This is a genomic window from Mycobacterium sp. 852014-50255_SCH5639931 (assembly GCF_001665605.1).
GTDB classification, from domain to species: domain Bacteria; phylum Actinomycetota; class Actinomycetes; order Mycobacteriales; family Mycobacteriaceae; genus Mycobacterium; species Mycobacterium paraffinicum.
Window position 1 is genome coordinate 1 of record NZ_LZSV01000025.1, and the last position, 26,207, is coordinate 26,207.

Genomic DNA, 26,207 nt, shown 5'->3' on the forward strand with positions numbered 1-26,207 from the left:
GGCGGGACCCGGCCAAGCGGGTCGTACGTGTAGGGGTTCTGCCAATACGAGTCCTGCGGGTCGGTCACGCCAGCGCCTCCTTACCGGCCGCACCTGCCCGCAATGTAGCCGACGATCCGGCGGAGCGTCACAGCCGCGGCTTGGCGACGCTGACCACATAGGGCGCGTCGGCCAAGGTCAGGTACACCCGATGCGGGCCGATCGCCATGCCGGACAGGGGCGCCGTCTGGGCCGCCGGCGGCAGTCCCGACCGGTAGCCGATGACGCGGATGACCGGGATCGTGCGGGCCGGGAAGCCGGTGAAGCTGGCCGTCTCGAGCACCACCACCTCGTGGTCCGTGGCGGCGTAGATCCTGGTGTCGTCGGTGCCCAGTTCGCGGATCGGGGACGGCAGCCGGGAACTGGCCAGCACCGTCAAGCCCTCGCCGCCGCGGCGCGAATCCACGGCGTACAGCGTGCTGTCGTCGCGGCCGGCCACATAGCTGCGCGTCACCGCGGCGCCGTCACCCGCCGAGACCGCGACGTTCATCCGCAGCGAGCCGCGCTCCTCGGCGGGCGACGAAGACCCCTGGTAATGCCGGATTCCCGACGGCGCGTACACGTGGTAGTCGATCTCGCGGCCGCGGTTCGCGCCGTCTATGGTGTCCGCGGGATCACCGGCGATCGGGGCGGTGGGCAGCTTCCGGAAGCCGTACTGGTCCACCGGTGTCACCGACGTGCCGTCCGACGACAGCGCCAGCAGCGTCCGCAACCCGGCATCCTCGGACAGATACGCCGGGGCGGGTCCGGCATCGAAATCGCCGACCTGGCGCAGACTTTCGAGGTCGACCTCGGCGACCCTGCCGCGCTCCGGCTGCGGTACGAACACGATCCGGTCGTCCTTCTGGCTGATCTGCAGATTGCGCCCGACCGTCGTGGGCTCCGACAACCGCGTCCTGGCCTCGCCCGGGCGGTCGCCGGCGGTGACCTCGGCCAGCCGGTGATCGCCGGTGAGCCCGACGAGGGCGTGCGCCCGATACGACCACACCGGATCGCGCAGGGGCGAGGCGACCGACCAGAGCGCGACGTCGGGCTCGCCTTCCAGCGACGCTCCCGGCGCCGCGCAGCCGGCCGTCACGACGAGCACGCCGAGGATCGCCGCCCGACTGCGGACACCGGTGGCCACAAGCGTTCTCCCTTTTTTCGCGACTTGGTGAGGAACTACCCACTGGTGGGCGGGCGTACCCGTTTGGTGCCGGATTTCGTCGGGTAGCCGATCAGAAGCGCGCAACAGCCCGCGCGCCAAGCCGAGATGGGAAGGACACCATGGCTCAGAGCGCCATCAAGTCGCCCACCGATGTGGTCGACTTTCTCGTCAGTCAACATCAGCAGATCAAGTCGTTGTTCGCCGAAACACTTGCGGCCTCCGGGAAAGAGCGCGAGAAGACGTTCGTCGAACTCCGGCGATTGCTGGCCGTCCACGAAACGGCCGAAGAGGAGATCGTGCACCCCCGGGCCAAGCGGAAGCTCTCCGACGGCGCCGCGGTGGTCGACGAGCGACTGCACGAAGAGCACGAGGCCAAGACCGTCCTACAGAAGCTGGAGAAGCTCGACGTGGACAGCGCGGAGTTCACCCAGCTGCTGACGCAACTGCGCGACGCGGTCGTCGAGCACGCCGAGCACGAGGAGCACGACGAATTCTCCAAGCTGGGCCAGGAATTGAGCGGCGAGGAGCTCGAACGGATGGGCCGCGCGGCCAAGCTCGCCGAGACGATCGCGCCGACCCGGCCGCACGCCGGCGTCGAGTCGCAGACGGCCAACCTGGCCGCCGGACCGTTCGCGGCGATGCTGGACCGGGCCCGCGACGCGATCGTCGGCAAGGGCTAGCACCGACTCACGGGGTGCCCCACTCGAGGGGGAGTGGGGCACCCCGCCCCGGCTGAAGGGGGCACCATGACCGCGGCCAAGGCACCGGGCGCCGACCGCTACCTACCCGAGGAGCGGGGACTTGATTCGCTGCGAGCGGCGGCCGAATGTTGCCGCGGCTGCTCGCTTTTCGCCGATGCGACCCAAACGGTGTTCGGCAACGGCAACGCGGGAGCGCCCATCATGCTGGTGGGTGAGCAGCCGGGCGACCAGGAGGACCTCGCGGGCGAGCCGTTCGTCGGGCCGGCCGGGCGGCTGCTCGACCGGGCCCTCGAAGACGCCGGCATCGATCCGGGGCTGGCGTACGTGACGAACGCGGTCAAACACTTCAAGTTCACCCGCAAGGGCGGCAAACGACGGATCCACCAAAAGCCCGGCCGCACCGAGGTGGTCGCCTGCCGCCCCTGGCTCATCGCCGAGATCGAGGCGGTGCGGCCGCAGGTCATCGTGTGCCTCGGCGCGACCGCCGCGCAATCCCTGCTGGGGGCCGACTTTCGGGTGTCCACCCAGCGCGGCCGGCCAGTGCGGCTGCCCGCGTCCCTCGTCGATGTGGAACCGGAGCCGACCGTCGTGGCGACGGTGCATCCGTCGGCGGTGTTGCGCGACCGCAGCGATCGACACGACGAGGCCTACGGGCTTTTCGTCGACGACCTGCGCAGCGCGCGTGCCGGGGTCGTCCGCTGACGGGCCGTTGGCTCATCCCTTCTTGTGCGGCATGAATTCCTGCGCCTTGGTTTTCAGGCCGACCTTGACGAAGCCGACGCGGTCCTCGTCGCCGGAAAGCACCGCCGCGGTGGCCGCCTTGAACTGATCCCAGGTGGCGTGCGGCGGGATGGGCGGCATGTCGGGGTCGGTGAAGACGTCCAGCACGGTGGGACGGTCGGCCGACAACGCGTTGCCCCACGCGCCCTCGAGCTGGTCCGGGTCCTTGATGGCCATTGCGTTCAGGCCCAGGCCGGCCGCGAACGCGGCGAAGTCGACATCCGGAAGTGCTTGGGATTCATGGAATTTCGGTGATCCTGCCATGGCGCGCATTTCCCATGTGACCTGGTTCAGGTCGTTGTTGTGCAGGATCGCGACGATCAGCCGGGGATCCTCCCACTCCTGCCAGTACCGCTTGATCGTGATCAGCTCGGCCATGCCGTTCATCTGCATGGCGCCGTCGCCGACGAACGCGATGACGGGCCGGCGCGGCTGGCCGAATTTGGCGCCGATCGCGTACGGCACACCCGGTCCCATGGTGGCAAGGGTGCCGGACAGCGAACCCCGCATGTTGCCGCGGAAGCGCAGATTGCGCGCATACCAGTTGGCCGCCGAACCGGAGTCGGCCGTCACGATGGCGTCGTCGGGCAGCTTGGGGGAGAGCTCGGAGTACAGGCGCATCGGGTTAATGGGGTCGGCGCTGACGTGCGCTTCCTTGTCCATCGTCTCCCACCAGCGCGCCACATTCTTCTCGATCTCTTCCCGCCAGGATCGATCCTCTTTGCGGCGCAGGTGCGGAATCAGTGCCCGCAGCGCGGTCTTCGCGTCGGCGACCAGGTTGACCTCGTAGGGGTAGCGCATCCCGATCAGCCGGCCGTCGACGTCGATCTGCACCGCCCGGGCCTGCCCGAACTCGGGCAGGAACTGCGTGTAGGGGAAGCTGGATCCCACCGTGAGCAGAGTGTCGCAGTCGCGCATCAGCTCGTAGCTCGGCCGCGTCCCCAGCAGGCCGATAGAGCCGGTGACCCAAGGCAATTCGTCCGACAGCACGTCCTTGCCCAGCAGCGCCTTGGCGGCTCCGGCCCCGAGGAGGTCGGCGACCTGGGCCAGCTCTTCGTGCGCCCCGCGCGCACCGGTGCCCGCCAGGATGGCCACCTTCTTGCCCGCATTGAGGATCTCGGCTGCGCGCGCGATGGCCCCGTCGTCCGGGGCGATCTCGGGATATTCGATGCCCAGGCTGGAGGGCACCATCTTGAACGCGTGCTCGGGGGGCGAATACGGCAGCTCCTGCACGTCGCTTGGGATGATCAACGCCGTGGGCGCCCGCTGCGTCATCGCGATCCGGATCGCGCGGTCCAGCACGTTGGGCAATTGCTCTGGGACGGTGACCATTTGGACGTAGTCGCTAGCGACGTCCTTGAACAGGTTCAGCAGGTCGACCTCCTGCTGGTAGTTGCCGCCCATGGCGGTGCGATTGGTCTGACCGACGATGGCCACCACCGGAACGTGGTCCAGTTTGGCGTCGTAGAGCCCGTTGAGCAGATGGATCGCTCCCGGCCCCGACGTGGCCACGCACACACCGACCCGGCCGGTGAATTTCGCGTAGCCGACCGCCTCGAACGCGCTCATCTCCTCGTGGCGCGACTGGATGAACTTCGGCTTGTTGTCTGCGCGACCCCACGCGGCGAGCAGCCCGTTGATGCCGTCGCCGGGGTAGCCGAACACGTGCTCGACGCCCCATGCCCGCAATCGCTCCAACAGGTAGTCCGAGACCTCTTGCTTGGCCATTGATGTTCCTCCTAGACAGACGGTTTTCGATGAGGTTCGCTAGTACGCCGGACAGCGCAGGAATCACCGTGGTGCGCGGTTTGCTGCGATGGCCCGCGGCCGTCTGTTTCGACCGCAACCTGGCGTGACTGGGCCGCCAGGGCACTTCCCACACGACGGGCATACCCAAGATCGCTGCCGTTATTCGTCCGTTTTTCCGCGGCGCCCGTGACGGCCCGCGCCCGTTGGTCAAAAGCCCCGCGGCACAACGTTTCCGGGGCAGATCAGTGCCCCGATCGGGTCACGCGCTCTTGGGCAGCGCTGACGATCCGGACGCGCTGTGGCCCTTCGCCACCCGCCGGATCAGCATCCGGGTGGCCTTGTCGAGGATCTCCTGGGCCGCGTCGGGGTCCCGGGCGCGTTCGGCGCGACGCGTCGCGGCGGCGATCGTGAGCCCCTGCTCGTAGCCGGTCACGACGCGCGGATCGACGTAGGAACCGCGGGCCACCGCCGGGGTGTTGCCCAGCTCCTCGGCGACCTCCTTCATGACGGCGGATTCCACCCGTTTGGCCACCCGCCGGGAGACGGCCGGGTCCGCATCGGCGAACGCCGTGGCGGCCAACACCGTCCCGTGCCAGGTCCTCAGGTCCTTCACGGTGTATTCGTTACCGACGAGCTCCTTGAATCGGGAGTTGAGGTCGTCGGATCGCACGTCTATCCAGCCGGATGCGGTGCGGCACACCAGCAGCCGCTCGGTACGGTTCGGCCGGCGCATCAGCGCGCGCACCGCCCGGACCACTTCGGGGTCCTCGATCTCCGCGGTGCGCCGCACGCCACTCTTGGCGGGAAAGTCGAATTCGACCGCGTCGCGCCGCACCACCACGTGATCGCACAGCAGGGTCGCCAGGCCGTACGACTCGTGCTCCTCGGCATACTGCTCTCCGCCGGCGCGGAAATACCCGCGATCCAGCAGGCGCAACGCCAGCGCCAGCACCCTTCTGCGGGTCAACCCGCTGCGCGTCAGGTCTTTCGCGATGACGGCGCGCCACTGCGGCAACCGGGTGGACAGTTCCAGGACGCGGTCGAACTTCTCCTCGGCGCGCTCCTGCTGCCATGCGGTGTGGTAGAGGTACTGGCGGCGGCCGGCGGCGTCGACGCCGACGGCCTGAATGTGCCCGTTGGGGTGCGGCGAGATCCACACGCTTTTCCAGGCCGGCGGGATGACCAAATCCTTGATTCGCTGCAGGGTTTCGGGGTCCGACAGGAGTTCCCCGTCGGGCCCGTAATACGCGAAGCCTTTGCCCCGACGCTTGCGCGCGATGCCCGGGTTGCTCAGAACGCTGCGACGCAGCCGCATCATGTCCCTCCAGTTACGTTCGCTGACTGGACAATTACCCGCCGCGGCTGCCGCTCACACGTTGCAAAGAAGCGACCCGCCACAGCGTCGTGGCGGGTCGGTTCTGTAAGGCAGCGGAATCAGCCGGCCATGAACTCCTGGTAGGCCGATTCCAGGGTCGGCGGCAGCGCCTTGACATTGCACTGCCGTTCGGTGTCGCCGATCGGCGCCAGGATGCCACGCAGGTCGTAGTACTCCTGCGGATGGGCCGTGAAGTAGCCCCGCAGGTTCGACTCGGCCTCCGGACGAGGCTGGCCGTAGGCGGCGGTAACCACCTGGTTGGCGCCCGGGTGCGCGGCCAGGTAATGCTCAGCCGAGCCCTGCACGGACGAAACCGTGGCATTGACACCGCCGGGGCTGCAGTCGGGCGCCGCGGCCGCCGACGGAGCGCCGACGAGACCGATGGTGATTCCCCCGAGCAGGCAGCCGGCACTGATGCCGGCCACACGCCGGCGCGCGACAATACTGCTGATTTTCATGATCAGTGTCCTTCAGAATTGCGAATTGACTTCTTCGACCGAGGCTCCCGATCCTCGAAATCCAAAGTAGCGGAAGTGGAAAGTGGTCGTGTTCGCTCATGACGAACGGAAAGACCGTAAACCCACGGAACGCAGCCGTTCACCAAGCAAACAATCAACTCCGCTCGGAAAGGCTGAGAATTCTTACGGAAAACTCGGCGGTTCTTAAGCAACCGTAAGAAGGATCGTGACGGAATCGTGACCTGAATTCGACCCCGAGCCCGGCGTTCACCCGGTGCGGCGGCCGCCTCGAATCAGCTGTGGGGCGTCGGTGACCGAGTTGACCAATGGCAGGCCGAGGCCGGTGACCCGCCGAGATCTCTTCGTTTGCTGGCGCTCAAACCCGGGAGAAATCCGGCCTGTGCACCGACGCATCGGGGTTGTCGGCACCGTCCTTCGCGTGGCCGTCGGTACTCGCCGGTGGCAGCGAACTCAGCCAGGATTCGACGCCGGGGCCGACAACCACCGCACGTTCGCAGGCCAGCAGCGCTCCCGTGGCGAGCGCGGGCACGCGGGGCTGCACCGCCCGAACGGTACGGCTGTCACCTTGCCGGGCAAGAACTTTCGAGGTCAGTTCGGGCAGCCGGATGGTGTCCGGGCCGGTGATGATGCGCGGCGTGTGCGTCTGGCCGAGGGCGGCCTCGACGAGTACGTCGGCGACGGTGTCGGCGGCGATGGGCTGGACCAACCAGTCCTCGACGATCACCTCGTCCCCATCACAACTCACCGGCCCCGCGGGGCCGGTGGCGGATTCGTACCACGGGGTGGACTTCACGACCGTGGTCGGGACCGGACCGTCGAGCAGAATCTCTTTCGCCGCCCGTTTGGCCTCGAAGTATCCGAGCCCGTCGAACACCGGATCGTCGATGCCGGCCATCGTCGACACCACCAGACGCTGGACGCCCCGGGCGGCGCACACCCCCATGACGTTGCGGGAGGCGGTGGCCAAAGTCTGGGCGACGTCGGGCCCGTCGTCCGCCACGGGGTTGGATACGTCGATTGCGACGTCGACTCCGTTGAGCGCCCGATACAGGCTCGCCCCGTCGAGCAGGTCGACGCCATGTGCGCGCGAAATCTCGACGACCGCGACGTCGCGGGCCTTGAGCCTGTCGACGACGCGGATTCCGGCCGTTCCGGTCGCTCCTATCACGGCGATGGTGGTCAGGCGCCTCACCTCTTTCGTCGGTCGCTGATTACTACCCAGCCGGTCGCGGCTTAAACCGGCCAATTCCGCGTCGCCCCGCATCCGGTGATCGCGAGCACATGGCCCGGGGCGTTTGACGGGTCGGCCGACGGGAACGCCGTAGAGGCGAGTTGCACAGTAACCAAAGGGAGGTCGACCCATGGGGGATGACAAGAGCGGGCCGCAAGAGGCCGTCACCGGCGCCGTCGAGGGCGTGAAGGGCAAGGTCAAGGAGGTCGGAGGGACCGTCATCGGTCGCAACGACCTGGTCGAGGAGGGCCAGGCCCAGCAGGACAAGGCCGACGCTCAGCGCGACGCGGGCAAGAAGGAGGCCGAGGCCGAATCCGCCCGGGCCGGCGCGGAGGCCGCCGAGCAGCGCCAGAAGGAAAACCAGTAAGTCGTTGGTGAAGGGGTCCGGTCCCGATTGGGGGCCGGACCCCTTTGTTGCGCCCCGGTGCGGACGGTGTTTCAAACCGCCGCGCCCGGTTATTCCTGGCTAGGACCGCCGGCTGGTGGGTGAGCGAGGTGCGAGATGGGTTTGAGCGACCGGGTCGCGAGCGTTGTCGCGTTTCTGCGCGCGGGCTACCCGAGCGGCGCGCCCGCGCTCGGCTACACGCCGCTGTTGGCGCTGGTGCCGCGGCGGGTGTCCGACGACGAGGTCACGACCATCGCCAAGAAGCTCCTTCTCGTCGAGCGTCGTTCGATCACCAACGTCGATGTCGGGGTGGAAATCACCAGGGTCACCGACGAGCTGCCGTCGATAAGCGAGATCGAGCGTGTCCGGCGCCGGCTGACCGCGACGGGCTGGGCCGGCCACCACCGGGCCTGACGCCGCGCTACTCACGCGTGTTCGAGGTCGACGACCAGCGGCCGATGGTCGGAGATTGCCATGGGCTCCGCCTCGACGGCGCTGCCGCGCAGGCGGCGATCGTCGGTCAGGATGTGATCCAGCTGGCGGTCGGGGGCGTCCGCGGGGAATGTCGCGGCCGCGGCCAGCGCCCGCATGCCCGACCACCGGCGCACGGCCTTGGGTGTCATGTTGAGATCGCCGGTCAGCAGCCGCGGGCCGGGAAAGCCGCGCAGGTCGTGTACCAGCCGGCGCAGCTGGCGCCGATTCCAGCCGGGCACGAAGGACAGGTGCGTGTTGGCCACTGTCAGCCCGCCCATCGGGGTGTGCAGCTGCGCGATGACCGCCGCCCTGGGCTCTTCGTCGACCACCATCACACGGTTGGGGCCGGGCAAATACATCGGAAAGCGCATCGGAATGCGGGGCAGCCGCACCACCTGCCAGCTGGCCACCGGGTATCGCGACAGCAGGGCAATGCCGTAGGCCGCGGTGCCGGGTTGCTCGTGACCCGTGGCGGCCATCCACGTCGCCCCGGGCGTGCCGGAGATGGCCGCCACGAAGCGGTGTTCCGCGGCCCCCATGGCCTCGGCCGCCACGGCGGTGAGGTCGGCTCGCTCGGACCGCGGCTGGTCACAGTCAACCTCTTGCAGACTCAGCACGTCCGGATCGAGGCGCCGCACGCAGTCACGCAGCCGCTGAACTTCGACCCCGTCACCGACGGTGCGGCCGTGCAGGATGTTGAAGGTCGCCACACGCATATGGGTTTCTCCTACCCACTTTCCCGCCCATGCAGTCCCACGCCCGGCAACGGTCAGCCTGCTCCTGGACGCCGCGTGCTCACCGGAAGACCACCTCACCGACGGTGAGCAGTCGCTGCAGGACGAACGGCGGCAATACAGCCGGAGCCTCGGCGCGGCCCGGCCGCAACTGGCTCCGATAGCATTGCGCCGCTTGCCGTTTGCGGTTGATGGCCCAGCCGGGCGCAGCGACCGAGCGGGCGCGGCCCCACGGCACCGCGGGGTCGGCCGGGCTGGCCCAGTGCCACATCCAGACCGGATATTCCAGCAGCGCGACGCCGGTGCGCGCGCATGCCGCCGCGGCGGCGCGTCCCACGGCTTCGTAGTCGGGATGCCCGTCTCCACGCCAGGTGGCGGCGCACCAGGCGCCGGGCCCGGCCGACCGCAAGATGTCCGCGAGGGCCCGGGCGAGCCGGTCCTCGTGGTTGGCCAGTTCGCCGTCGGGCAATCCCAGGCGCACCGGGGGAGGTGCTCCTAAAACGCCTGTGGCCCTGCGGAGTTCGTATCGGCGAGTCGTCGACAGGCGAATCCGGCCGGACCGCGTCGTCCCGGGCTGGGCGGCACCCCCGTCGCTGACCGACACCACCCGGACGTCGACGCCCGATGCGATGAGTTGGGCGATCATCGCGCCCAGGCCGAGGGTCTCGTCGTGCGGGTGGGGTGCCACGACGATCAGGCGCCGGCACTCGGCCAGGTCCAGTGCCGGCAGGGGGCCGCGCTCAAAAGCGGCCAGCCACAACGGCGCCGGGGTGCCGCCATGGGTCAGCGGCTTGGCCACGAACCGGGCACTGTTGCTGATCGGCGCGGTTCTCATGGCGCCCTCAGCGCTGGCGGCCCGCGAGCTGCCCGAGCTCGGCGAGATCGCGTTCCGCGTGGCTTTGCCGGATGTAGATTGTCAGGTCGGCGACCCGCTGGGCGTGCCGTCCGTCCTGGCAGAGCGGGCCCGGTCCCAGCGCGCGGCCGGTGCGGGTGATGGCCTCGTCGACGGCGTGTTCCACGACCGTGCGGACGCGGCGGGCGAGCAGTTGCGCGGTGCCCGTCCGGTCGAACGGGTCGGAGTCGACATGTGTGGCCGCCACGGCCAGGATCGCGTCGCTGGCGGCCAGCGCGGCGTCCACGGCGCCGAGGTGCGCCAACGAGTACGCGTCGGCGGATTTGCTTCGGGCGCAACGGTATAGGGGATCGGACACCCTGCGTGCGCCCCCGAGCCAACAGGCTGCCACACCGATGGCGCCGTGCCAGAAACCGGGCCTGTTCAGATAGTCGCCGGGATCGCCCACGGCGACGGCGTGGGTGTTGGTGAACTGCACCGGTCTGGTGTCGCTACCCGCCATTCCGGCGTTCCACCAGGTGCTGGGCAGCGGCTTGACGCTTGCGTCGGTCACCTGCACGGCGAACAGGCCCGGCGTTCCGTCTTCGAGGCGGGCGGTCACCAGCGCGTGCGTGCAAAACCCTGCACCCGAGCACCAGACCTTCGTGCCCGTCAGGGTGAACGCCCCCTTGACGTCGGTGGCCGTCAGCACCGCGTCTGGCGCTTCGGTCGCCCAAACACCCCACAGCTGACCGGATTCCGGGGGTTTGCCACCCAGTTCGTGCAGGATCGCGACGGCGTCCACGTGGGCTTCGGCGACCCGGGCCGCCACGATGTTCTCCTCGGCCAGTGACGCCAGACGTTGCCAGCGCTCGGCGGTGCGCCCGGACGCGGGCAGTGGCAGCTCGAGCCGTCCCGACTCGAGCCAGTGCCTGACCAAACCCGCCGTCACACGCAATCACCCGCCGCCGATCTCCCCAGTTGCCTGAGGCGGTGATCGAACCCGTGTGGCGCCCGAGCCTGGGTTCGCGCCGGTGTGAGGAGGCAGAATTCGGTGTCGCCCCGCTCATCATGAGCTGGGACCACGACTGCGGCGGCATCATAGGCGCGGGGCCAAGCGGTTGACACAACAGACAGATTTTCCCAAATGACCGCAAGTTAAACGGGCTTAGCAACTCTGGCGCCGTGTCCGCGCAGGTTGCACCCGCCGCCAGCGGGGTATGACCTATGCACCATGGCACCTACCGAGGCCCACGTGGGCGCCCCCCCGTCCAGCACACCGCTGAGGGATGCGCTGCGTGGTGCGGCATCGGCGCTCAAGGAGAACGGCCCTCGATTCGCGTTGGCCGGCAGCTACGCGTTGTGGGCCTACGGCGCGCCCGAACCCACGCACGATGTGGACTTGGTGGTGGCCGAGACCGACGTCGACGACGCCGTGGCCACCCTCAGCGATGCCGGGTTCGCCGTAGAGCGTCCCCCGGAGGATTGGCTCTTCAAGGCGCGCACCGGCGATACGGTCGTCGACGTGCTGCACCGCGTCAACGGCGTGCGGGTGGAAGCGTCAGTCCTGGACTGCGCCGAGCAGCACGATGTGTTGGCCATCAGGATGCCTGTGCTGCCGCCCACGATGGTGCTGATCCAGCAGCTGCGTTCCCTCGGTGAGCATCATTGCGATTTCGCCAAACTGCTGCCGGCCGTGCGCGCGGTCCGCGAACGGCTGGACTGGGAACGAATCAGGGCGTGCACCGCTGACAACGACTACGCGGTCGCCTTCCTGGTGTTGGTCGACAGGCTCGGCCTCGCCGCTCAGTGATTCCGGAGCTTGGCTACCAGCTTGTCTTTCGTCAGGCTTGAATACCCCGACATGCCAAGCTCTTTCGCTCGTTTCTTCAGCTGCGGAACGGTCCAGTCCTGATACGATCCCGACTTGCCGCCCTTGCGCCCGACCGAGGACTTGCCCCGCGCGGCAGCCGCATTGGAGATTCGGGCCGCCTTTTCCTTGGAGTCGCCCTGCTTGCGCAGGTCCTTGTACAACTTCTCGTTCTTGATCGACGAATTCGGCATGGTCCATCCTCCTGTTCACGATGAGACATCCCTGGCGTCGTGGTCAGGATGCCCGCCCGGGCGGCAGTGAAAACCCTGTTCGTCTGCGCAGCTACCCGTCGCTGATTGGGTTACCTCGCATTGATCCGGGTAGTCGAGGGGGTAATGATTACCGCGAACGGCAAAAATTGCGACCTGCGTGGCGTGGTGGCAATCGGCGCCTCCGCGGGAGGAGGGGAGGCGCCGTCACGCCTGGCGGCGGGATTGTCGCCGGACGCGCCGCACGGCGGTGATGACGGTGATTGAGCCGCGCATCCGCATTCATGCCGAGGCGCAGCAGGAGGTGCCGATCCTGGTGGTAGAGGGCGTGCTGGACAGCTCCACGTATCGAACCGTCCGCGACACCGTCATCAAGGCCGCCCTGGACGAGCCGCGCGCGGTAATCGTCGATGTCGACCGGCTGTCCGTCCCGGCGGCCTCGGCCTGGACCGTTTTCACCAGCGCCCGCTGGCACGTCAGCATCTGGCCCGACGTTCCGATTCTGCTCGTCCGCGCAGAGCCGAAGGCGCGGCGGGCGATCATCGCGGCCGGCGTGGCCCGCTATGTGCCGGTGCATCCCACCCGGGAGTCGGCGCTGGGTGCCGCGCGCAGTCGGTCGTTGCAGGTTCGGCGCCGGGCACGCACCGAACTCCCGCGCTCGCCCGGCAGCCTCGGCCTTGCCCGCGCCGTCATCACCGATTGGCTCACCGAATGGGAATGCGGCGAGGCAACTCCGGTCGCGTCCACGGTGGCCACCGTCTTCGTCGAAAACGTCCTCGACCACACCGACAGCGCGCCGGTGCTGATCGTCGAAAGCTTCTCCGACGCCGTCACCGTCGCGGTGGAGGATTGCAGCGACCGCCTGCCCGGCCGGCACGAAGACGCCGATCGCGGCGCCGAGGTCGTGTCCGGCCTGGCGATCGTCTCCGCGCTGTGCCGGACGTGGGGCAGCACCCCCACATCGACGGGCAAGACGGTCTGGGCCCTGGTCGGTCGCGAAAATCAATTCTGACGACCGCGAGTAATGTTCAAGTCCTTCAGCCACGCTCGATGCGGACGGGACTCGAATGGACGGCACGACTGACGAGGCGTTCGAGGCCCTGCTGCGCTACATGCGGGATTCTCGCGGCTTCGACTTCACCGGCTACAAGCGCGCGTCGCTGATGCGCCGCGTCCGTCACCGGATGGACCAAGCGGGCTACACCTCCTTCGAGGAATACCTCGACTTCTTGCAAGCCAGTTCCGACGAATTCGCCGCCCTCTTCAACACAATCTTGATCAACGTCACCGCCTTCTTCCGTGACGCGGATGCGTGGGAGTACATCAGCTCGGAAGTCATTCCCCGGATGCTGGCGGAGCGCGGCCCCGCCGATCCGATCCGGGTATGGAGCGCGGGATGCGCGTCCGGCGAGGAGCCCTACACGCTGGCGATGCTGCTGGCCGAAAACCTGGGGCCCGAGGCGTTTCGGCAGCGGGTCAAGATTTACGCCACCGACATCGACGAGGACGCACTGACCCAGGCGCGCGCCGCGTCGTATGATGCCAGGGCCGTCGAGTCGGTGCCGGCCGAGTTGCTGTCGCGCTATTTCGAACAAATCAACGGCCGCTACGTTTTTCAGAAGGATCTGCGCCGCGCGGTGATCTTCGGCCGCAACGATCTGGTCAACGACGCGCCGATCTCGCGTGTCGATCTGCTGGTGTGCCGCAACACCCTGATGTACCTCAACGCCGAGACCCAGCGAAACGTGTTGAGCCGTTTGCATTTTGCACTGGCACCGCAGGGGACGCTGTTCCTCGGGCACGCCGAGATGCTGCTCAGCCACGGCGGCCGGTTCACCCCGCTGAATCTGAAACACCGAATCTTCCGCAAGGAGCTCGGAAGCCACACGGGCGCGGAGCGCTACGACCCGGACGGGGCATTTTACGAACGCCACGTCGACATGACGGGTTTGACCACGGTGCGCGACTTGGCTTTTCGTGCCAGCCCGGTGGCCCAGATCGTGGTCACGGGTGAGGACATCGTCGCGATGATCAACCAGCAGGCCGAGACCCTGTTCGGGCTCTCGGCCCGCGACATCGGCCGGCTGCTGCGCGACCTCGAGGTGTCTTACAGTCCGGTGGAGCTCCGCGCCTATCTGGAGCAGGCCAAGGTGGAGCGGCGGTCGGCGCGGATCCAGGACGTCAAATGGCAGCGGCCCGGCGCCGAGACGGTGTGGTTCGAAATCCACGTCAATCCGCTCGTCGACGCCGAGAACGGCCTGCTCGGTGTGTCGATCGTGTTCTTCGACGTCAGCGAGACGCGCGCCCTGTTGGACAAGGTGGTCCAGACCAACCGCCAGCTGGAAGCGGCGTACGAAGAGCTGCAATCCACGAACGAGGAGCTGGAGACCACCAACGGGGAACTGCAGTCCACCGTGGAGGAGCTGGAGACCACGAACGAGGAATTGCAGTCCACCAACGAAGAGCTCGAGACCATGAACGAGGAGTTGCAGTCCACGAACGACGAGCTGCACACCATCAACGACATGTTGCGGGAGCGCAGCCTCGAACTGGACGAGGCGAAGAATTTCCTGGATTCGCTGATCGACTCTGTCCACATGGGGATGGTCGTGGTGGACCGCGAGATGAAGGTGATCCTGTGGAACCGCGGCTGCGAGGAGCTTTGGGGGCTGCGGTCCGACGAGACGATAGGAACCAGACTGACCACTTTGGACATCGGAATGCCATTGGACAGCGTCCGGCCGCTCATCGGCGACGCGTTCGTGGACGCCGACAGCTCCGGAGTGACGGAAGTGGATGCGGTCAACCGCCGCGGCCGGCCAACCCGGGTCCGCTTCACCTGCACGTCGTTTCGTTCGCGTGACGGAACGGTCGTGGGCGCGCTCCTGCTCATGGAGGTGGTGAGCTAGCCACCCCACCGCGCGGCCGCTTCCTCGGCCGCCTGGCGGGCCAACTGCGCGCGGCGGCGCGCGATCCGGCCAGTTCGCCGCGGCATGCCGCGGTGTTGACGGCGTCATCGCGCGGCGGCTCCGGGCCTTCCGGCGCGGGGGCGGCTTCCTGCGCTACCGGCTTGCCGTTGTCCGGCTGCGGCTCGGGCACCGGCGCGCCGGGCGCCGTGGTTATCCCCAATGCGAAATGGGCGCGCGGCCGGCGAAGGTCGGGGGGCCCGTTTCGTCGATGCCGGGCCGGGTACGCCACCACGTCAAGGGCGACGAAGGGGTTCTGTAGTGAGGATCGCGATCGTCAGCGGCGACGACGTCGTCGGTGAGGACCCACAGCAACTGTGCGCCGCGCTCGCGTCCCGGGGGCACGACGTCACCGGGTTCGTCCGGCGCAAAGGCCGCCGAGCTGCGGGAAACCGCACCGGTGGCCACCGCACCGTAGCGGTGACCGTCGGCCCCCGCGAGGCAACTTCGGCCTCGGAGGTGCTGCCGTACATCGGCGACTGGGCGGGGGCGCTCACCCGCCAGTGGGCGGCCGACGCGCCCGACGTGGTGCACGCGTACGGGTGGCTCGGCGGTCTGGCCGCCCAGCTGGCCGCGCGGCGGCTAAAGGTGCCGACCGTTCAGAGTTTTCTGGGACTGGCCGCCACGAGTGGGCGCAGCGGCGCCGTCAGATCGGCACCGAACAGCGAACGGCTTCGAATCGAACCGCTACTGGCGCGCAGCGCGACGTGGGTGACGGGGGAGAGCGCCGACGACGTCGATGCCCTGAGCTGGTTGCGCCGCAGCCGCGCCCGGGTGTCCGCTCTGACCAGCGGGGTCGACGTGGAGCGATACGACTCCCGCGGCCCGGCACTGGCCCGGAGCGACCTGCATCGCGTCCTCTGCCTCGCGCCAAACCCCATGCCGTGCAACGGCTTCGACATCGCTGTCCGGGCGCTGCCCAGGGTTCCGGCCACTGAGCTGGTGATTGCTGAGACCGAGGCCACCAACCCCGACCACGACGGGGCGCGGGCCAGGCTGCAACAGCAGGCCGCCAAGTTGGGGGTGGCCGAGCGAGTCCGGTTCGCGGGCACCGTCGCCGGCGACGAACTGCCCATGCTGCTGCGGTCCGCGGACGTGGTCGCGTGCACGCCGCGCCAGCCACCGCGCGCGACAACGGTGCTACAAGCGATGGCCAGTGGCGTGGTGGTGGTGGCCTTCGGCGTCGGGGTGCTCAAGGACGCCGTGGTCGACAATGTCACCGGGCTGGTGCTCCCGTCGGAAACTCCCGGCAGCTTGTCAGCTACCTTGAGAAGCCTTCTGGCGCAGAGCTTCCAGTGCGAGAGCATGGGTGCGGCGGGCCGCAGCCGCGCGCTGTCCCGTTACGCCTGGGACAGGATTGCGCTTGACTCGCAGAACATCTACCAACAGGTGGGGGCCCCGCGTTCGGCACCGCAACGCTTGCAGTCATCGGGTGTCCGGTGATGCAACGATGCCACCGCAGCCCTCTGGGGACGCCAACTATGACGACCATGATGAGCGCCACCGACAACACCGGCACCGGCGTGCTCGCCGACGCAGTCGGACGACCGCCCGAAGCGGGCCAAGCCGCAGTCGACGCTGAACTCGCGAGCGATGCGGCGGGTCGGCGTCAGCGCTTCGGCACGACCAGTTCCGCACTATCGATGCGCAGACTCCGCTGTTGGCCGGCGCGCTGCTCGAGTGCTATCCGTCCAACCTCACCGAGCAGGATCTGACCAACGAGCCCGCGCTCCCCGAAACGCTGAAGGACGCCATGTCTTTCAGCCATCGTCACGCCGCTGAGGACGTCAGCATCAACGACGTCGCGGCCGCCGTGCATTTGACCCCCTGGGCGGTGCAGTACCTGTTCTGCCGCCAACTCGCCAGCACCCCAACGGAATACATTCGCCGCGTGCGTCTCAACCACGCCCATCAAGAGCTGTTGGCCGGGGCGCCATCCAACACCACAGTCACGGACATCGCCCAGCGCTGGGGGTTCGCGCATACCGGCCGGTTCGCGGTGCTGTATCGGCAGACGTACGGCCAGAGCCCGCACACCGCGCTCCGGCATCTGACCCCTCGGCCGTGATGGCGGTACGCCGCTAAACCCCAGGTCAGGCGCACCGCGTTCACCGCGCGTCGCCGTCGCGTCATGTCATTGTGACCAACACGCCGAAAGATGTTTTTCGCACCCAGAGTCAAAGCGAAACCGCCTGGTTGAGCGCCGATTCCGGGTCACCCGGTGGGCCCGCGGCGTCGCTTGTGCGTACGGCCGACCGCTCTAGCCGGTAGGCTGTAGCCAGGTTGAGTCCCCAGCTGCCGTTATCAACGGGCGCAATTCGGACACCGTCGTCGCTCGCCCTGCTCACTCCAATCCCCTTGAAGGGCGCACTCAACATGACTGCTTCAACCGAACTTCATACACCCGATCGACATACACCCGGGCTGCTCGGACAACCCCGCAGCCGTTACCAAATCGATTGCGCCGGAGCGCAAATCCATGTTCACGCCCGTAGTGTGGCCACCATCTTGCGCCTCGAAGGCGAGGTCGACGCATCCAACACCGCCCTCATTGCCGAGGCCATTCGCCGCTTTTCGCGGCTCAGGGCCCCGCTGGTCCTCGACCTCGCCGGCCTGGACTTTCTTGCCGCCTCGGGCCTGCGAACGCTGCTGGTGCTCAGCGAGGAGCATCGGCACGCCGGGCTGCGGTGCTGCATCGTCAGCGGCGTGGCGCTGCGCCGGCTCACACGGGTCCTGCCCGAACTCGGCCTGCCCATGGCCGACTCGGTCCCTGCGGCCCTCGCGCACATCGAAGGCGTCACATCGGCCCGCCGACGGTTGGTGTCGGGCCCGGCCCGCCAGCACGAACCGCAGAGTGACGCGTCGACGCGGCTCCGCGGGCTTGCTTCCTAACGACCCAGCCGGCGCATCAACTGGTCGGCGGCGTACCGGCCACTGGCCATGGCGCCGTGCACCGTGGCCGGATTGTTGACGCCGACCGCTTCGCCCGCCAGATAAAGCCGGTCGCTGATAGGTTCCTGCAGCCGGCGCCGGTCATCCAGACCGGAGCCGGGGGCGTGAAAAGAGTAGGCGCCGCGCGCATATGGGTCGGCACTCCAGTCAGATGTCTTGACCTCGAACGGCGAGATGTCATCGCCGAACAGCCGGTGAGCGATCGGCAGCGCGGTGGTCATCAGATCCCGGGCCGAGGAGGCCTCCACAGCGCGGCCGCGGTCGCCGGCATTGAATGCCAATATGATTGGGCCCGCTGCCGCCGGGAGGCTGAACCACTGGGCCCACGGGCCGCGGTCGGCGGCGAGGTATTGATAGAAGGCGTTGTCCACCGTCCAGCCGCGCCGGTTGAACCGGAAGAAACTCTTCGACAGCACGCCGAAGCCCAGGGCATCGACCGCGCGGCGGTACGGGTCGGGGAGGGGCGGATTGAAAGCGATAGCACCGGCTTTCAGCACGCCGAGCGGGACGGTGACGATTGCGGCGGGTCCCTGGTAAGTCCGATCTCTTGTCCGGACGACGACGGAGTCGTCGCGTCGCGCGATCGCCGTCACCGGCGTGTTCAGCTCGACCCGCAACCCGTCGGCGAGCAGCTTCGGTAGAGCGTCGTAGCCGTTCGTGATGACAACCTGATCGCCGCCGCTGTAGTCGCCCTCGTCAAAGGTGATGGCGGACAGCTGATCCGCGTCGGCAGCGAACTCGTCCTCGACCTCGGTGGTGAGATAGAAGGCCAACTGGGCGCGGTCCGAGGTGGACAGCGCTTCGCCGCCTGCCGCGGCGTTGACGGCGGCCGCCAGGCTGCCGGCGTCGACTTGGTAACGCGCCCGTTCCACGAACACGCGCCATAGTGTCGGGTCGTAGTCGAGCGGTGGAAGTTTGGGATCGATCACGAGCTTGGCCCAGCTGTAATAGTCGGTCGTGACCAACTGAGCCCCCGCTTGGCGCGCCAGCTGCACCAGCGGGTTGTCCGCCGTGCCGTGGATCCACGACGCGCCCATCTCGAGCGGTACGCCCCAGTCGCGGTCGGTGTGCACCCGGCCGCCGATGCGGTCGCGGGCTTCGATCACACGAACCGGCCAGCCCGCATCGGCGAGGCTGCGGGCGGCCGACAGGCCGGCCATCCCAGCGCCGATGACGAGCACCGAGCGGATATCCGGTTGGGGCGGCCGCGCGGACGGCGGATGGTTCGGCGCGCAGGCGGCCATCAGCCCACCGCCGACCACGCCCGTGGTAGCCGCGATGAATTCCCGACGGGACATCGGGTACACGGGTGTTAGCGTCTCACATCGAAAACGGTTTGCCGGATTTACCGAATCCGAACGGACCTTAGGGATAAACTTGCGCGAGTCCTTAACTGCGGCGACGAGGCCGCGTTGGAGGGGGAGGCGGCGATGAGTGCTCGACGATCGGGTCGCGCAGTCGATCCCTACCCCCACATGCTGCCCCCGAGCCAGACGGTGGCCGTCCACGCGACCGACGGCACCCGGTTGCACGCCGAGGTGTTCGGGCCGCCCGACGGCTATCCGATTGTCCTGACGCACGGCATCACATGCACCATCCGCGCCTGGGCCTACCAGATCGCGGACCTGGCCAACGACTACCGGGTGATCGCCTACGACCACCGCGGCCATGGGCGCAGCGGCATGCCCCGGCGTAACGGGTACAGCCTGAAACACCTTGCCTCCGACCTGAATTCGGTGCTGGATGCGACGCTCGCGCCGCACGAGCGCGCCGTGCTGGCCGGCCATTCCATGGGCGGCATCACCATCGCCGCATGGTCGGCGCGCTACCGCCACATGGTTCGCCGGCGCGCCGACGCCGTCGCGCTGATCAACACCACGACAGGGGATCTGGTCCGCAAGGTGCAGCTGCTGTCGGTGCCGCGAGGGCTGTCGCCGGCCCGAGTGGCCGCCGGCCGCGCGCTGATCAACGCGTTCGGCGGGTTCCCGATCCCCACCGCGGCCCGCATCCCGAGCCGCTATCTGGTCGGGATGCTGGCGGTGGGCAAGGAAGCCGACCCCAGCGTCGCCAGGATCGTCCACCAGTTCTTCGAACAGACATCGCCCGCGGGGCGCGCCGGTTGCGCCAGGATGCTGGTCGCCGCGTTGGGGTCGCGATACCTGGAACTGGACGGTTTGACGGTGCCGACGCTGGTCATCGGCAGCGAACGCGACCGGCTGACCCCGATCAGCCAGGCCCGCAGGATCGCGGGCACGGCGCCCAACGTCATCGGCCTGGTCGAGCTGCCCGGCGGCCACTGCTCGATGCTGGAGCACCCACGCGAGGTGAACCGCCACCTGCGGGCACTCGCCGAGTCGGTGACCCAGGACGTGCGGATCAGTTCATAGCAAGGCGGTGATCTCGGCGGCCGCCCGCTGGCCGGACCTGACGGCGCCGTCGAGAAACCCGGTCCATTCGTCCGCGGTCTCGGTCCCGGCCCAGTGAATGGGGCCGACCGGCTCGCGCAGCCACGGCCCGAACCGTGTCCACGAGCCCGGCGGGACCGCGGCGGTGGGACCGCCGGGCGCGAATTGTTCTGCGCCCCAACGATGATCGACATAGTCGAGCGGCTTCAGGGCGTCGTCACCGAACAGCGTCGCAAAGCAGCGCAACGTGTCATGGCGACGCTGCTCGGGCGAGAGCGAGTCGAAGGTGCGCGCGTCGACGAAGCCCATCAGGACGCCCGGCCCGTCGGCGTGCGGACTGACGTCGAAGGTGATGAAAACCGGCCCGGTGTCGGACAGCGCCTGGCCGGAGAAGCCGTTGGTCCGCCAAAACGGTGTGGAATAAGCCGCGTAGGCCTTGCTGAGCTGGCCCTGCGGCCAGTGCTGGGCGAGTTGTTGGTACTCGGCGGGCAGCGGGGGAGCGAATTCGATGGCTGCGCGGTGGGCGGGCGGGACCGCGACGACGACGAATCCGGCTTCCGCCTGGCCGACGTCGCTGGTGACCGTCACCCCGGCGCCGTGCCGGTCGATGCGGCGGACCGGCGCGTTGAGCACGACCCGGGTGCCCAGCTCGGTGGCCGCGGCCTCGGCGATCTGCTGGGTGCCGCCCGGAAAACGGTCCTGTTGGGCACCGTTTTCGACGTCGAGCAGCCGGTCCAGGCCGCCGGCGGCATGCGTGTACCGGGCCGCGTGCAGCATCGACACGTCGTCGGGTTCGCATCCCCAAGTCACCCGGGACACGATCGCCAGCAGGTCGTGCGACGACGCGGTGGCGTGTACCGAGCGCAGCCAGCCGCCGAGCGACACGCCGTCGAGCTCGTACGCCCGGCGCGCGTCCCACGGGGCCGACAGCGGGATGCTGCGGGCGATCCGGTCGAATTGCCAACGCAACCGGCCGATGTCGAGCAGCCCGGACAGCGAAAGCTTGGGGATGGTGCCGCGATAGGAATGCGTCCAGCCGCGCCAGTGGATCACATTCTTGCCGTCGTGGTGGGTCGGGATGGTGGGGACGTCGAGTTCGGCCGCCAGCGCCAGGACCGCGTCCTGGGTCGGGCCGACGAACGTGCCCCCCAGGTCGGCGGGTAAGCCCGCCACGCTGCCGGTGAACGACCGGCCGCCGACGCGGTCGCGGCCCTCGAAGACGACCACGTCATGTCCCTGGCGGGCCAGCTCGCGCGCCGCGGCGAGTCCAGCAAAGCCTGCGCCGACCACGACAACGTCGACAATCCACGGCGGATTTGGCACGCGCACCAGTCAACCCCAATTTCCGCGATTTCGTCGGGCAATTGCCCGACACCCGCGAACGTCGATTTGTTGCGTGAGATGGCCCGAGAATCCCGGAACTCCTCGACGTTCGCGGGCTGACTAGGGGGCGACGGTGAGCCAGTCGGAGAACCCGGAGGGGTCGTGGCGGCCCAGCGCGCCGTGTTCGTAAAGGCCCCAGCCCTCAACCGGCTCGCGATCGCCGTCGCGGCACACCGCCCGGCCGACGTGGTCGATCACGCCGAAACCCGACCGCGCGACGATCGCCGGGTCCGTCATGTCATAGGTCAGGCGCTCGACGAACTTCTCGCCCTTCCACATGCCGTGCAGCCAGTCCGAGTCGCCCCCGTAGCCGCCGCCGACGTGGATGGGCACCGGCAGCTTGGACTCGACGTCGAAGTGGACTCCGGTGCCGTCGGGGGCGGTGGCGTCGATGGTCGCTCCGGTGGGGATGCGGGTGCCGGAGCGGTAGTGGATCTTCACCCGCGGCCAGCCCAGCTGCTCGACGCGTCCGTCGCGCCAGATGCGGGTGCAGTCGTTGAGCGAGCGGAAGCCGTTGGGCTCCTCCTGAATGATCAGCACGATGGCGAAGTCGTCGAACGCCATCGGCACGTACAGCCACCACATGCCCTCGAACGGCGGGTCGGCGGGCCGGCCCGCCGGCTCGGGCTCGCCGATCGGCCGGATGCCCCACGACCGGTCGCGGCTGCCGAGCCAGGTCGCGGGGTCGACAGGAATCTCCTCGCCGTCGACGGCGATGCGGCCGCTCCAGCTGCCGAGCTGGGCGAACCGCTGCGCGTCCAGCGTCACCCGGTTGCCGGACCGCAGGACGTGCGGCTGCTCCTGCACGACGTCGAACAGTCCCTCCCAGGTGAGATCGGCTGCGATGCCGTCGGTTTCGTCGAGGATCAGGCGTAGCTTGTGCAACGGCTCGATGACCTCGATCCGGTAGCCGTTGACGTTCTGGTTGAGGCGGTCCTGGTCGATGGCGTCACACAGATGCACCGCGGTCTGGGTGTCCCCGCGCCGGACGAGGAAGAACGCGTCCTTGACGCCGAGGTTGGGGTAGTAGCCGATGCCGCTGATGACGAAGATGTTTCCGGTGCGGTCATGGGCGTTGAAGTAGGAGCGATCGTAGAAATTGCGGTCCGACGGACCCGGCCAGGCGATCGGCCGCGGAATCTGATGTACCGGGAACTCGTCGAGCGGGCCAAGCATTATTGCTCCTCTCCGATAAGACGTTTCATCAATCCGGCGTGGTAGAACAGCGACTCGACGTCGTCGGGTTTCTCGGTTTCGCCGAAATGCACCCGGCGCGCGCCGGTGCGCATGAACACGCAGGCCCACATGACGCCCGAATACACGTAAAACCAGCGCAGGTCGCCCACTTCCACGCCGGTCAGTCGCTGATAGGTGGCGCGGACGTCATCCTCGCGCATCACCTCCGGCAGGCCAGGCAGGCCCGCCAGGCCGGTCAGTTCTTGGAACACCATGTGCGCGTAGATCATCCACGCCACGTCGAGCTCCCGGGGCCCGAGCGTGACCATCTCCCAGTCCAGTACCGCGACCGGCTGGAAGTCGCGGTACAGCACGTTGCCCACCCGGGCGTCGCCCCAGAGCAGCACGGGCTCGCGCGCGGCCGATTCGGCCGGCCAGTTGTCCTCCAGCCAGGTGAAGGTTCGTTCCAGCAGCGGCGAGCGGCCGATGTCGGGGACCGAGAAGTCGTACCAGGACCGCACCCAGTTGAAGTGTCGGCGCAGCGCGGTGTCGCCGTCTTGGCCGTCGGAGAGAAAGCCGAAGGTGGTCTCCGCGTTGGGGATTGAGTGCAACTTGGCCAGCACCCCAACCGTTGCGTCCTGCAGCTCGCGCTGACGTTCGGCGGGGGCGTCGGCGAACCAGTTGTTGCCGAAGGTGTAGGGCATGACGTCGGGCGGGACCACGCCCTCGACGTAATCCATCACGAAGAAGGGGGTGCCCAGCACCTCGCCGGTGGGCTCGAGCCAGCGCACCCGCGGGACGGGTACGTCGGTGAGTTCGCCGACCTTTCGGATGACTTCGAATTGGTGGTCAAGCCGGTAGGTTGGGAAGACCTGCACGTCTTCGGCGGCGGGCGCAACCCTGGTCACGAGTTTCTGCTCGACGGGCTTCCCGCCCTCTTGCCAGCGAGTAGAGAGGATGATGGTTTCCGACGACATGCCCGTGGAGTCGACGCCGCTCTCGACCGTCACCTCCGGGATCGCTCCGGCGGGCAGGACGGTCGACAGCCATTTCGACATCACGGCGGGCAGCGTCGTGACGTCTCGGCTGGAGCGCTGCAGCCGGTCGACCTTGTCCAGCACGGGTTCGTTGGCCACGGGTGCCTCCCATTCTTTGGGACTTGATTCTCTTTGAGATTCGGCGCGGCAATTACGATACGGTAGGTAGCGATATGAAAGCAGACCCGTCCACCCTTGACAAGGCCCCCGGTGCCGGCCGCCCGCGGGACCCGCGTATCGACTCGGCCATCCTATCGGCCACCGCGGAACTGCTTGTCCAAATGGGCTATTCAAATCTGAGCCTGGCGGCGGTCGCCGAGCGCGCGGGAACGACGAAGTCGGCCCTGTACCGCCGGTGGTCGAGCAAGGCCGAATTGGTGCACGAGGCGGCCTTCCCGGTGGCGCCCACCGCGCTGGAGGCGCCGGCCGGGAACATCGCCGCCGACATCCGCATGATGATCGAGGCCACGCGCGACGTCTTCACCACCCCGGTCGTTCGCGCCGCCCTGCCGGGCCTGGTGGCCGACATGACGGCCGATCCTGCCTTGAACGCCCGGGTGATGTCGCGGTTCGCGGACCTGTTCGCGACGGTGCGGGTGCGGCTGAGTGACGCCGTCGACCGGGGCGAAGCGCATCCCGACGTGGACCCGGACCGGTTGATCGAGTTGATTGGGGGAGCCACGATGCTGCGCATGCTGCTGCGCCCGGAGGACGAACTCGACGATGCGTGGGTGGAGCAGACCACCGCCATCGTCGTGCACGGGGTGAAGCGATGACCGGGCGCCTGGCGGGGCGGGCCGCCATGGTCACCGGCGGCAGCCGCGGACTGGGCCGGGCGATCGCGCTGGCCCTTGCGGCGGAGGGCGCCGCCGTCGCGGTGGCGGGCCGCACCGAGCAGGTATGGGACGAGCGGTTGCCCGGCACCATCGGTGAGACGGTCGCGGACATCGAGGCGGCCGGCGGACGGGCGGTGGCGATCCGGGCCGACCTGACCGACCGTGAGGACATCGCCCGGCTGGTGGCTGAGGCGCGAGAAGCCCTGGGACCCATCACGATCCTGGTGAACAACGCGGCCTTCACCGCGCCCGGAAGGCCCCCGGCGCCCGGCTCCGAACCGCGCGCCAAGTCCGCGCAGCCGGCGGGTGGCGCCGCCAAACCCGGCTGGCCGGGATTCGTCAGCATTCCGCTCGCCGCGTATCGCCGGCATTTCGAGATCGCGGTCTTCGCCGCGTACGAGCTGATGCAGCTGGTGAGCCCGGACATGATCGAAGCGGGCGGTGGGTCGATCATCAACGTCACCTCGGTTGCATCGAGGATCCCCGGCGACGGGCCGTACCCCGACCGCAGCGGCGGCGTGCTGCCCGGCTATGGCGGATCCAAGGCGGCGCTGGAGCATCTGACCCAGTGCGCGGCATACGATCTCGCCGATCACCATATCGCGGTCAATGCCCTGTCACCGTCGAAACCGATCCTCACCCCGGGGCTGGCCTACTATGCCCGCGAGTTCGACGAGACCGCCGCGGCCGACGAATTCGCCCGAGCGGCAGTCGAATTGACCCTGGTCGATCCCGCGAAGGTCACCGGGCGCACCATCGGCCATCTGCAGGTGCTCGATGGCAGCTTCCGGCCCTTCGAGCCGGACTAGGCCCGCGTCTTCGCTGTGACCGCGTTGATGATCACGGCATGCAGCCGCTGCCATTTGGGGGACTGGAAGCCCGCCTGCAGCAGCAGCTTCTCGGCGCGGTCGCGGGTGCGGGCCTTGCCGCGACGGCCGACGGCCAGGGTCGGCGCCAGCCACAGCGAAAACTGGTCGACGAGCACCAGGCTTCCGCCGGGCCGCAGCACCCGGGCGCACTCCAACAGGCCCGCCAGTTGGTTCGACCAGTGATCGAATGACGTGGTGCTGACGACCAGGTCGAAGGCGCGGTCGGCATAGTTGAGCTCCTCAGCCACTCCGCGGGTGAAGCTCAGTCGCGGGTCGCGCGCGAGGGCCGTTGCGGCGGCGACCATTTGAGGGGCGGGATCGATCCCGGCGAGGTGCTTGGCGTTCGGGTAGCGGCGAGCCAGCCGTTGCAGCAGGTAACCCGTGCCGCACCCCACGTCGAGCACATACTCGGGAGCGGTGACCGTCGCCACGGCCAGCTGCGCGGTGCGGTCGGCGATCTCGTGATGCAGCCGCCCGCGCCAGCCGCGGTCGTAGCCGGCGGCACGATCGTCGAACGCTGCGACATCGCGGTATGGCGGCACGAATCGTAGTGTCCCACCGGGCGGGGCCGCTTG

General features: G+C 68.4%; 26 protein-coding genes and 2 pseudogenes. 14 read left to right on the top strand and 14 right to left on the bottom strand.

The features are described from left to right. Positions 1–127: 127 nt before the first annotated feature. A complete protein-coding gene (locus tag A5758_RS15170; protein ID WP_067741376.1) occupies positions 128–1,165 on the bottom strand; it encodes a hypothetical protein in 1,038 nt (345 codons plus the stop codon). 140 nt (positions 1,166–1,305) lie between these two features. Here A5758_RS15170 and A5758_RS15175 point away from each other — a divergent pair, with 140 nt between their 5' ends. Continuing rightward, positions 1,306–1,866 carry a hemerythrin domain-containing protein gene (locus A5758_RS15175; RefSeq protein ID WP_067741387.1) on the top strand — a complete coding sequence of 187 codons (561 nt, stop codon included), beginning with the start codon at positions 1,306–1,308 and terminating at the stop codon, positions 1,864–1,866. 66 nt (positions 1,867–1,932) lie between these two features. After that, on the top strand, positions 1,933–2,589 hold the full coding sequence (locus tag A5758_RS15180; protein WP_067741390.1) for a UdgX family uracil-DNA binding protein: 657 nt from the start codon (positions 1,933–1,935) through the stop codon (positions 2,587–2,589). A 12-nt stretch (positions 2,590–2,601) separates the two neighbouring features. Here the strand turns inward: A5758_RS15180 and A5758_RS15185 are convergent, their stop codons facing one another. From A5758_RS15185 to A5758_RS15200, 4 genes are all read right to left on the bottom strand, one after another. Beyond that, the gene (locus A5758_RS15185) at positions 2,602–4,395 is read right to left on the bottom strand and encodes a thiamine pyrophosphate-requiring protein (protein WP_067741393.1); all 1,794 of its coding nucleotides are present in this window, start codon (positions 4,393–4,395) and stop codon (positions 2,602–2,604) included. A 280-nt stretch (positions 4,396–4,675) separates the two neighbouring features. Continuing rightward, a complete protein-coding gene (locus A5758_RS15190) occupies positions 4,676–5,731 on the bottom strand; it encodes a DNA topoisomerase IB (protein ID WP_067741461.1) in 1,056 nt (351 codons plus the stop codon). A gap of 119 nt (positions 5,732–5,850) precedes the next feature. Further along, the gene (locus tag A5758_RS15195) at positions 5,851–6,249 is read right to left on the bottom strand and encodes a heme-binding protein (protein WP_067741396.1); all 399 of its coding nucleotides are present in this window, start codon (positions 6,247–6,249) and stop codon (positions 5,851–5,853) included. Positions 6,250–6,625: 376 nt separating this feature from the next. After that, complete coding sequence (locus A5758_RS15200) at positions 6,626–7,462, bottom strand: SDR family oxidoreductase (RefSeq protein WP_082939713.1); 837 nt, start codon at positions 7,460–7,462, stop codon at positions 6,626–6,628. Between the two features lie 169 nt (positions 7,463–7,631). Between A5758_RS15200 and A5758_RS15205 the strand changes: the two genes are divergently transcribed. After that, the gene (locus tag A5758_RS15205) at positions 7,632–7,868 is read left to right on the top strand and encodes a general stress protein CsbD (RefSeq protein ID WP_067208343.1); all 237 of its coding nucleotides are present in this window, start codon (positions 7,632–7,634) and stop codon (positions 7,866–7,868) included. Positions 7,869–8,003: 135 nt separating this feature from the next. Then, the gene (locus A5758_RS15210) at positions 8,004–8,300 is read left to right on the top strand and encodes a DUF3349 domain-containing protein (protein ID WP_067741398.1); all 297 of its coding nucleotides are present in this window, start codon (positions 8,004–8,006) and stop codon (positions 8,298–8,300) included. Between the two features lie 11 nt (positions 8,301–8,311). Here the strand turns inward: A5758_RS15210 and A5758_RS15215 are convergent, their stop codons facing one another. From A5758_RS15215 to A5758_RS15225, 3 genes are all read right to left on the bottom strand, one after another. Further along, on the bottom strand, positions 8,312–9,076 hold the full coding sequence (locus A5758_RS15215; protein ID WP_067741401.1) for an endonuclease/exonuclease/phosphatase family protein: 765 nt from the start codon (positions 9,074–9,076) through the stop codon (positions 8,312–8,314). A gap of 79 nt (positions 9,077–9,155) precedes the next feature. After that, positions 9,156–9,929: a PIG-L deacetylase family protein gene (locus A5758_RS15220; RefSeq protein ID WP_067741411.1), complete on the bottom strand. Its 774-nt coding sequence runs from the start codon at positions 9,927–9,929 to the stop codon at positions 9,156–9,158. 7 nt (positions 9,930–9,936) lie between these two features. Further along, positions 9,937–10,878 carry an acyl-CoA dehydrogenase gene (locus A5758_RS15225; RefSeq protein WP_067741414.1) on the bottom strand — a complete coding sequence of 314 codons (942 nt, stop codon included), beginning with the start codon at positions 10,876–10,878 and terminating at the stop codon, positions 9,937–9,939. A gap of 282 nt (positions 10,879–11,160) precedes the next feature. On the opposite strand from A5758_RS15225, the gene A5758_RS15230 reads away from it, so the two are divergent. Further along, on the top strand, positions 11,161–11,739 hold the full coding sequence (locus A5758_RS15230) for a nucleotidyltransferase (protein WP_067741417.1): 579 nt from the start codon (positions 11,161–11,163) through the stop codon (positions 11,737–11,739). Here A5758_RS15230 and A5758_RS15235 read toward each other — a convergent pair. Then, complete coding sequence (locus A5758_RS15235) at positions 11,733–11,990, bottom strand: hypothetical protein (RefSeq protein WP_007168278.1); 258 nt, start codon at positions 11,988–11,990, stop codon at positions 11,733–11,735. The two genes, A5758_RS15230 and A5758_RS15235, sit on opposite strands and share 7 nt — an antisense overlap. Positions 11,991–12,134: 144 nt before the next feature. On the opposite strand from A5758_RS15235, the pseudogene A5758_RS26295 reads away from it, so the two are divergent. From A5758_RS26295 to A5758_RS15260, 6 genes and pseudogenes are all read left to right on the top strand, one after another. Then, positions 12,135–12,251 (top strand): annotated as a pseudogene (locus A5758_RS26295) (chemotaxis protein CheB); the annotation flags it as partial. 10 nt (positions 12,252–12,261) lie between these two features. Beyond that, positions 12,262–13,020, top strand: coding sequence for an STAS domain-containing protein (locus A5758_RS15240; RefSeq protein ID WP_067741420.1), 759 nt, complete (start codon positions 12,262–12,264; stop codon positions 13,018–13,020). Between the two features lie 55 nt (positions 13,021–13,075). Then, entirely contained in the window at positions 13,076–14,917 is a 1,842-nt protein-coding gene (locus tag A5758_RS15245; protein WP_067208313.1) for a CheR family methyltransferase, read from the top strand. Between the two features lie 318 nt (positions 14,918–15,235). After that, complete coding sequence (locus A5758_RS15250) at positions 15,236–16,417, top strand: glycosyltransferase (RefSeq protein WP_067741423.1); 1,182 nt, start codon at positions 15,236–15,238, stop codon at positions 16,415–16,417. A gap of 214 nt (positions 16,418–16,631) precedes the next feature. Continuing rightward, a pseudogene (locus A5758_RS15255) lies at positions 16,632–17,042 on the top strand (helix-turn-helix transcriptional regulator); the annotation flags it as partial. Positions 17,043–17,470: 428 nt separating this feature from the next. After that, positions 17,471–17,866, top strand: a complete 396-nt coding sequence (locus A5758_RS15260; protein ID WP_197503952.1) for an STAS domain-containing protein — start codon at positions 17,471–17,473, stop codon at positions 17,864–17,866. Here A5758_RS15260 and A5758_RS15265 read toward each other — a convergent pair. Then, entirely contained in the window at positions 17,863–19,224 is a 1,362-nt protein-coding gene (locus A5758_RS15265) for an NAD(P)/FAD-dependent oxidoreductase (protein WP_067741469.1), read from the bottom strand. The genes A5758_RS15260 and A5758_RS15265 overlap by 4 nt on opposite strands. 132 nt (positions 19,225–19,356) lie before the next feature. On the opposite strand from A5758_RS15265, the gene A5758_RS15270 reads away from it, so the two are divergent. Then, on the top strand, positions 19,357–20,313 hold the full coding sequence (locus tag A5758_RS15270) for an alpha/beta fold hydrolase (protein WP_067741425.1): 957 nt from the start codon (positions 19,357–19,359) through the stop codon (positions 20,311–20,313). Here A5758_RS15270 and A5758_RS15275 read toward each other — a convergent pair. The 3 genes from A5758_RS15275 to A5758_RS15285 all read right to left on the bottom strand — a co-directional run bounded on the left by A5758_RS15275 (position 20,308) and on the right by A5758_RS15285 (position 24,026). Next, positions 20,308–21,654, bottom strand: a complete 1,347-nt coding sequence (locus A5758_RS15275; protein WP_067741473.1) for a flavin monoamine oxidase family protein — start codon at positions 21,652–21,654, stop codon at positions 20,308–20,310. The two genes, A5758_RS15270 and A5758_RS15275, sit on opposite strands and share 6 nt — an antisense overlap. A gap of 120 nt (positions 21,655–21,774) precedes the next feature. Continuing rightward, positions 21,775–22,890 carry a hypothetical protein gene (locus A5758_RS15280; RefSeq protein WP_067741427.1) on the bottom strand — a complete coding sequence of 372 codons (1,116 nt, stop codon included), beginning with the start codon at positions 22,888–22,890 and terminating at the stop codon, positions 21,775–21,777. Then, positions 22,890–24,026 (bottom strand): phosphotransferase family protein, encoded by a 1,137-nt coding sequence (locus A5758_RS15285; protein WP_067741429.1) that lies wholly within the window; start codon positions 24,024–24,026, stop codon positions 22,890–22,892. The genes A5758_RS15280 and A5758_RS15285 overlap by 1 nt, the downstream gene beginning before the upstream one ends. A gap of 74 nt (positions 24,027–24,100) precedes the next feature. Between A5758_RS15285 and A5758_RS15290 the strand changes: the two genes are divergently transcribed. Both A5758_RS15290 and A5758_RS15295 read left to right on the top strand, forming a co-directional pair. Next, positions 24,101–24,703 carry a TetR/AcrR family transcriptional regulator gene (locus A5758_RS15290; protein ID WP_067208297.1) on the top strand — a complete coding sequence of 201 codons (603 nt, stop codon included), beginning with the start codon at positions 24,101–24,103 and terminating at the stop codon, positions 24,701–24,703. Continuing rightward, positions 24,700–25,572, top strand: coding sequence for an SDR family NAD(P)-dependent oxidoreductase (locus tag A5758_RS15295; protein WP_067741432.1), 873 nt, complete (start codon positions 24,700–24,702; stop codon positions 25,570–25,572). Before A5758_RS15290 ends, A5758_RS15295 begins: the two co-directional genes overlap by 4 nt. Here A5758_RS15295 and A5758_RS15300 read toward each other — a convergent pair. Continuing rightward, positions 25,569–26,174 (bottom strand): class I SAM-dependent methyltransferase, encoded by a 606-nt coding sequence (locus tag A5758_RS15300; RefSeq protein WP_067741435.1) that lies wholly within the window; start codon positions 26,172–26,174, stop codon positions 25,569–25,571. The two genes, A5758_RS15295 and A5758_RS15300, sit on opposite strands and share 4 nt — an antisense overlap. Between the last annotated feature and the right edge of the window lie 33 nt (positions 26,175–26,207).

Coding starts and splice junctions, on each gene's coding strand:
- A5758_RS15175 (WP_067741387.1), top strand. CDS start 1,306: ATGGCTCAGAGCGCCATCAAGTCGCCCACCGATGTGGTCGACTTTCTC.
- A5758_RS15180 (WP_067741390.1), top strand. CDS start 1,933: ATGACCGCGGCCAAGGCACCGGGCGCCGACCGCTACCTACCCGAGGAG.
- A5758_RS15185 (WP_067741393.1), bottom strand. CDS start 4,395: ATGGCCAAGCAAGAGGTCTCGGACTACCTGTTGGAGCGATTGCGGGCA.
- A5758_RS15190 (WP_067741461.1), bottom strand. CDS start 5,731: ATGCGGCTGCGTCGCAGCGTTCTGAGCAACCCGGGCATCGCGCGCAAG.
- A5758_RS15195 (WP_067741396.1), bottom strand. CDS start 6,249: ATGAAAATCAGCAGTATTGTCGCGCGCCGGCGTGTGGCCGGCATCAGT.
- A5758_RS15205 (WP_067208343.1), top strand. CDS start 7,632: ATGGGGGATGACAAGAGCGGGCCGCAAGAGGCCGTCACCGGCGCCGTC.
- A5758_RS15210 (WP_067741398.1), top strand. CDS start 8,004: ATGGGTTTGAGCGACCGGGTCGCGAGCGTTGTCGCGTTTCTGCGCGCG.
- A5758_RS15215 (WP_067741401.1), bottom strand. CDS start 9,076: ATGCGTGTGGCGACCTTCAACATCCTGCACGGCCGCACCGTCGGTGAC.
- A5758_RS15220 (WP_067741411.1), bottom strand. CDS start 9,929: ATGAGAACCGCGCCGATCAGCAACAGTGCCCGGTTCGTGGCCAAGCCG.
- A5758_RS15230 (WP_067741417.1), top strand. CDS start 11,161: ATGGCACCTACCGAGGCCCACGTGGGCGCCCCCCCGTCCAGCACACCG.
- A5758_RS15235 (WP_007168278.1), bottom strand. CDS start 11,990: ATGCCGAATTCGTCGATCAAGAACGAGAAGTTGTACAAGGACCTGCGC.
- A5758_RS15240 (WP_067741420.1), top strand. CDS start 12,262: ATGACGGTGATTGAGCCGCGCATCCGCATTCATGCCGAGGCGCAGCAG.
- A5758_RS15245 (WP_067208313.1), top strand. CDS start 13,076: ATGGACGGCACGACTGACGAGGCGTTCGAGGCCCTGCTGCGCTACATG.
- A5758_RS15265 (WP_067741469.1), bottom strand. CDS start 19,224: ATGTCCCGTCGGGAATTCATCGCGGCTACCACGGGCGTGGTCGGCGGT.
- A5758_RS15270 (WP_067741425.1), top strand. CDS start 19,357: ATGAGTGCTCGACGATCGGGTCGCGCAGTCGATCCCTACCCCCACATG.
- A5758_RS15280 (WP_067741427.1), bottom strand. CDS start 22,890: ATGCTTGGCCCGCTCGACGAGTTCCCGGTACATCAGATTCCGCGGCCG.
- A5758_RS15290 (WP_067208297.1), top strand. CDS start 24,101: ATGAAAGCAGACCCGTCCACCCTTGACAAGGCCCCCGGTGCCGGCCGC.
- A5758_RS15295 (WP_067741432.1), top strand. CDS start 24,700: ATGACCGGGCGCCTGGCGGGGCGGGCCGCCATGGTCACCGGCGGCAGC.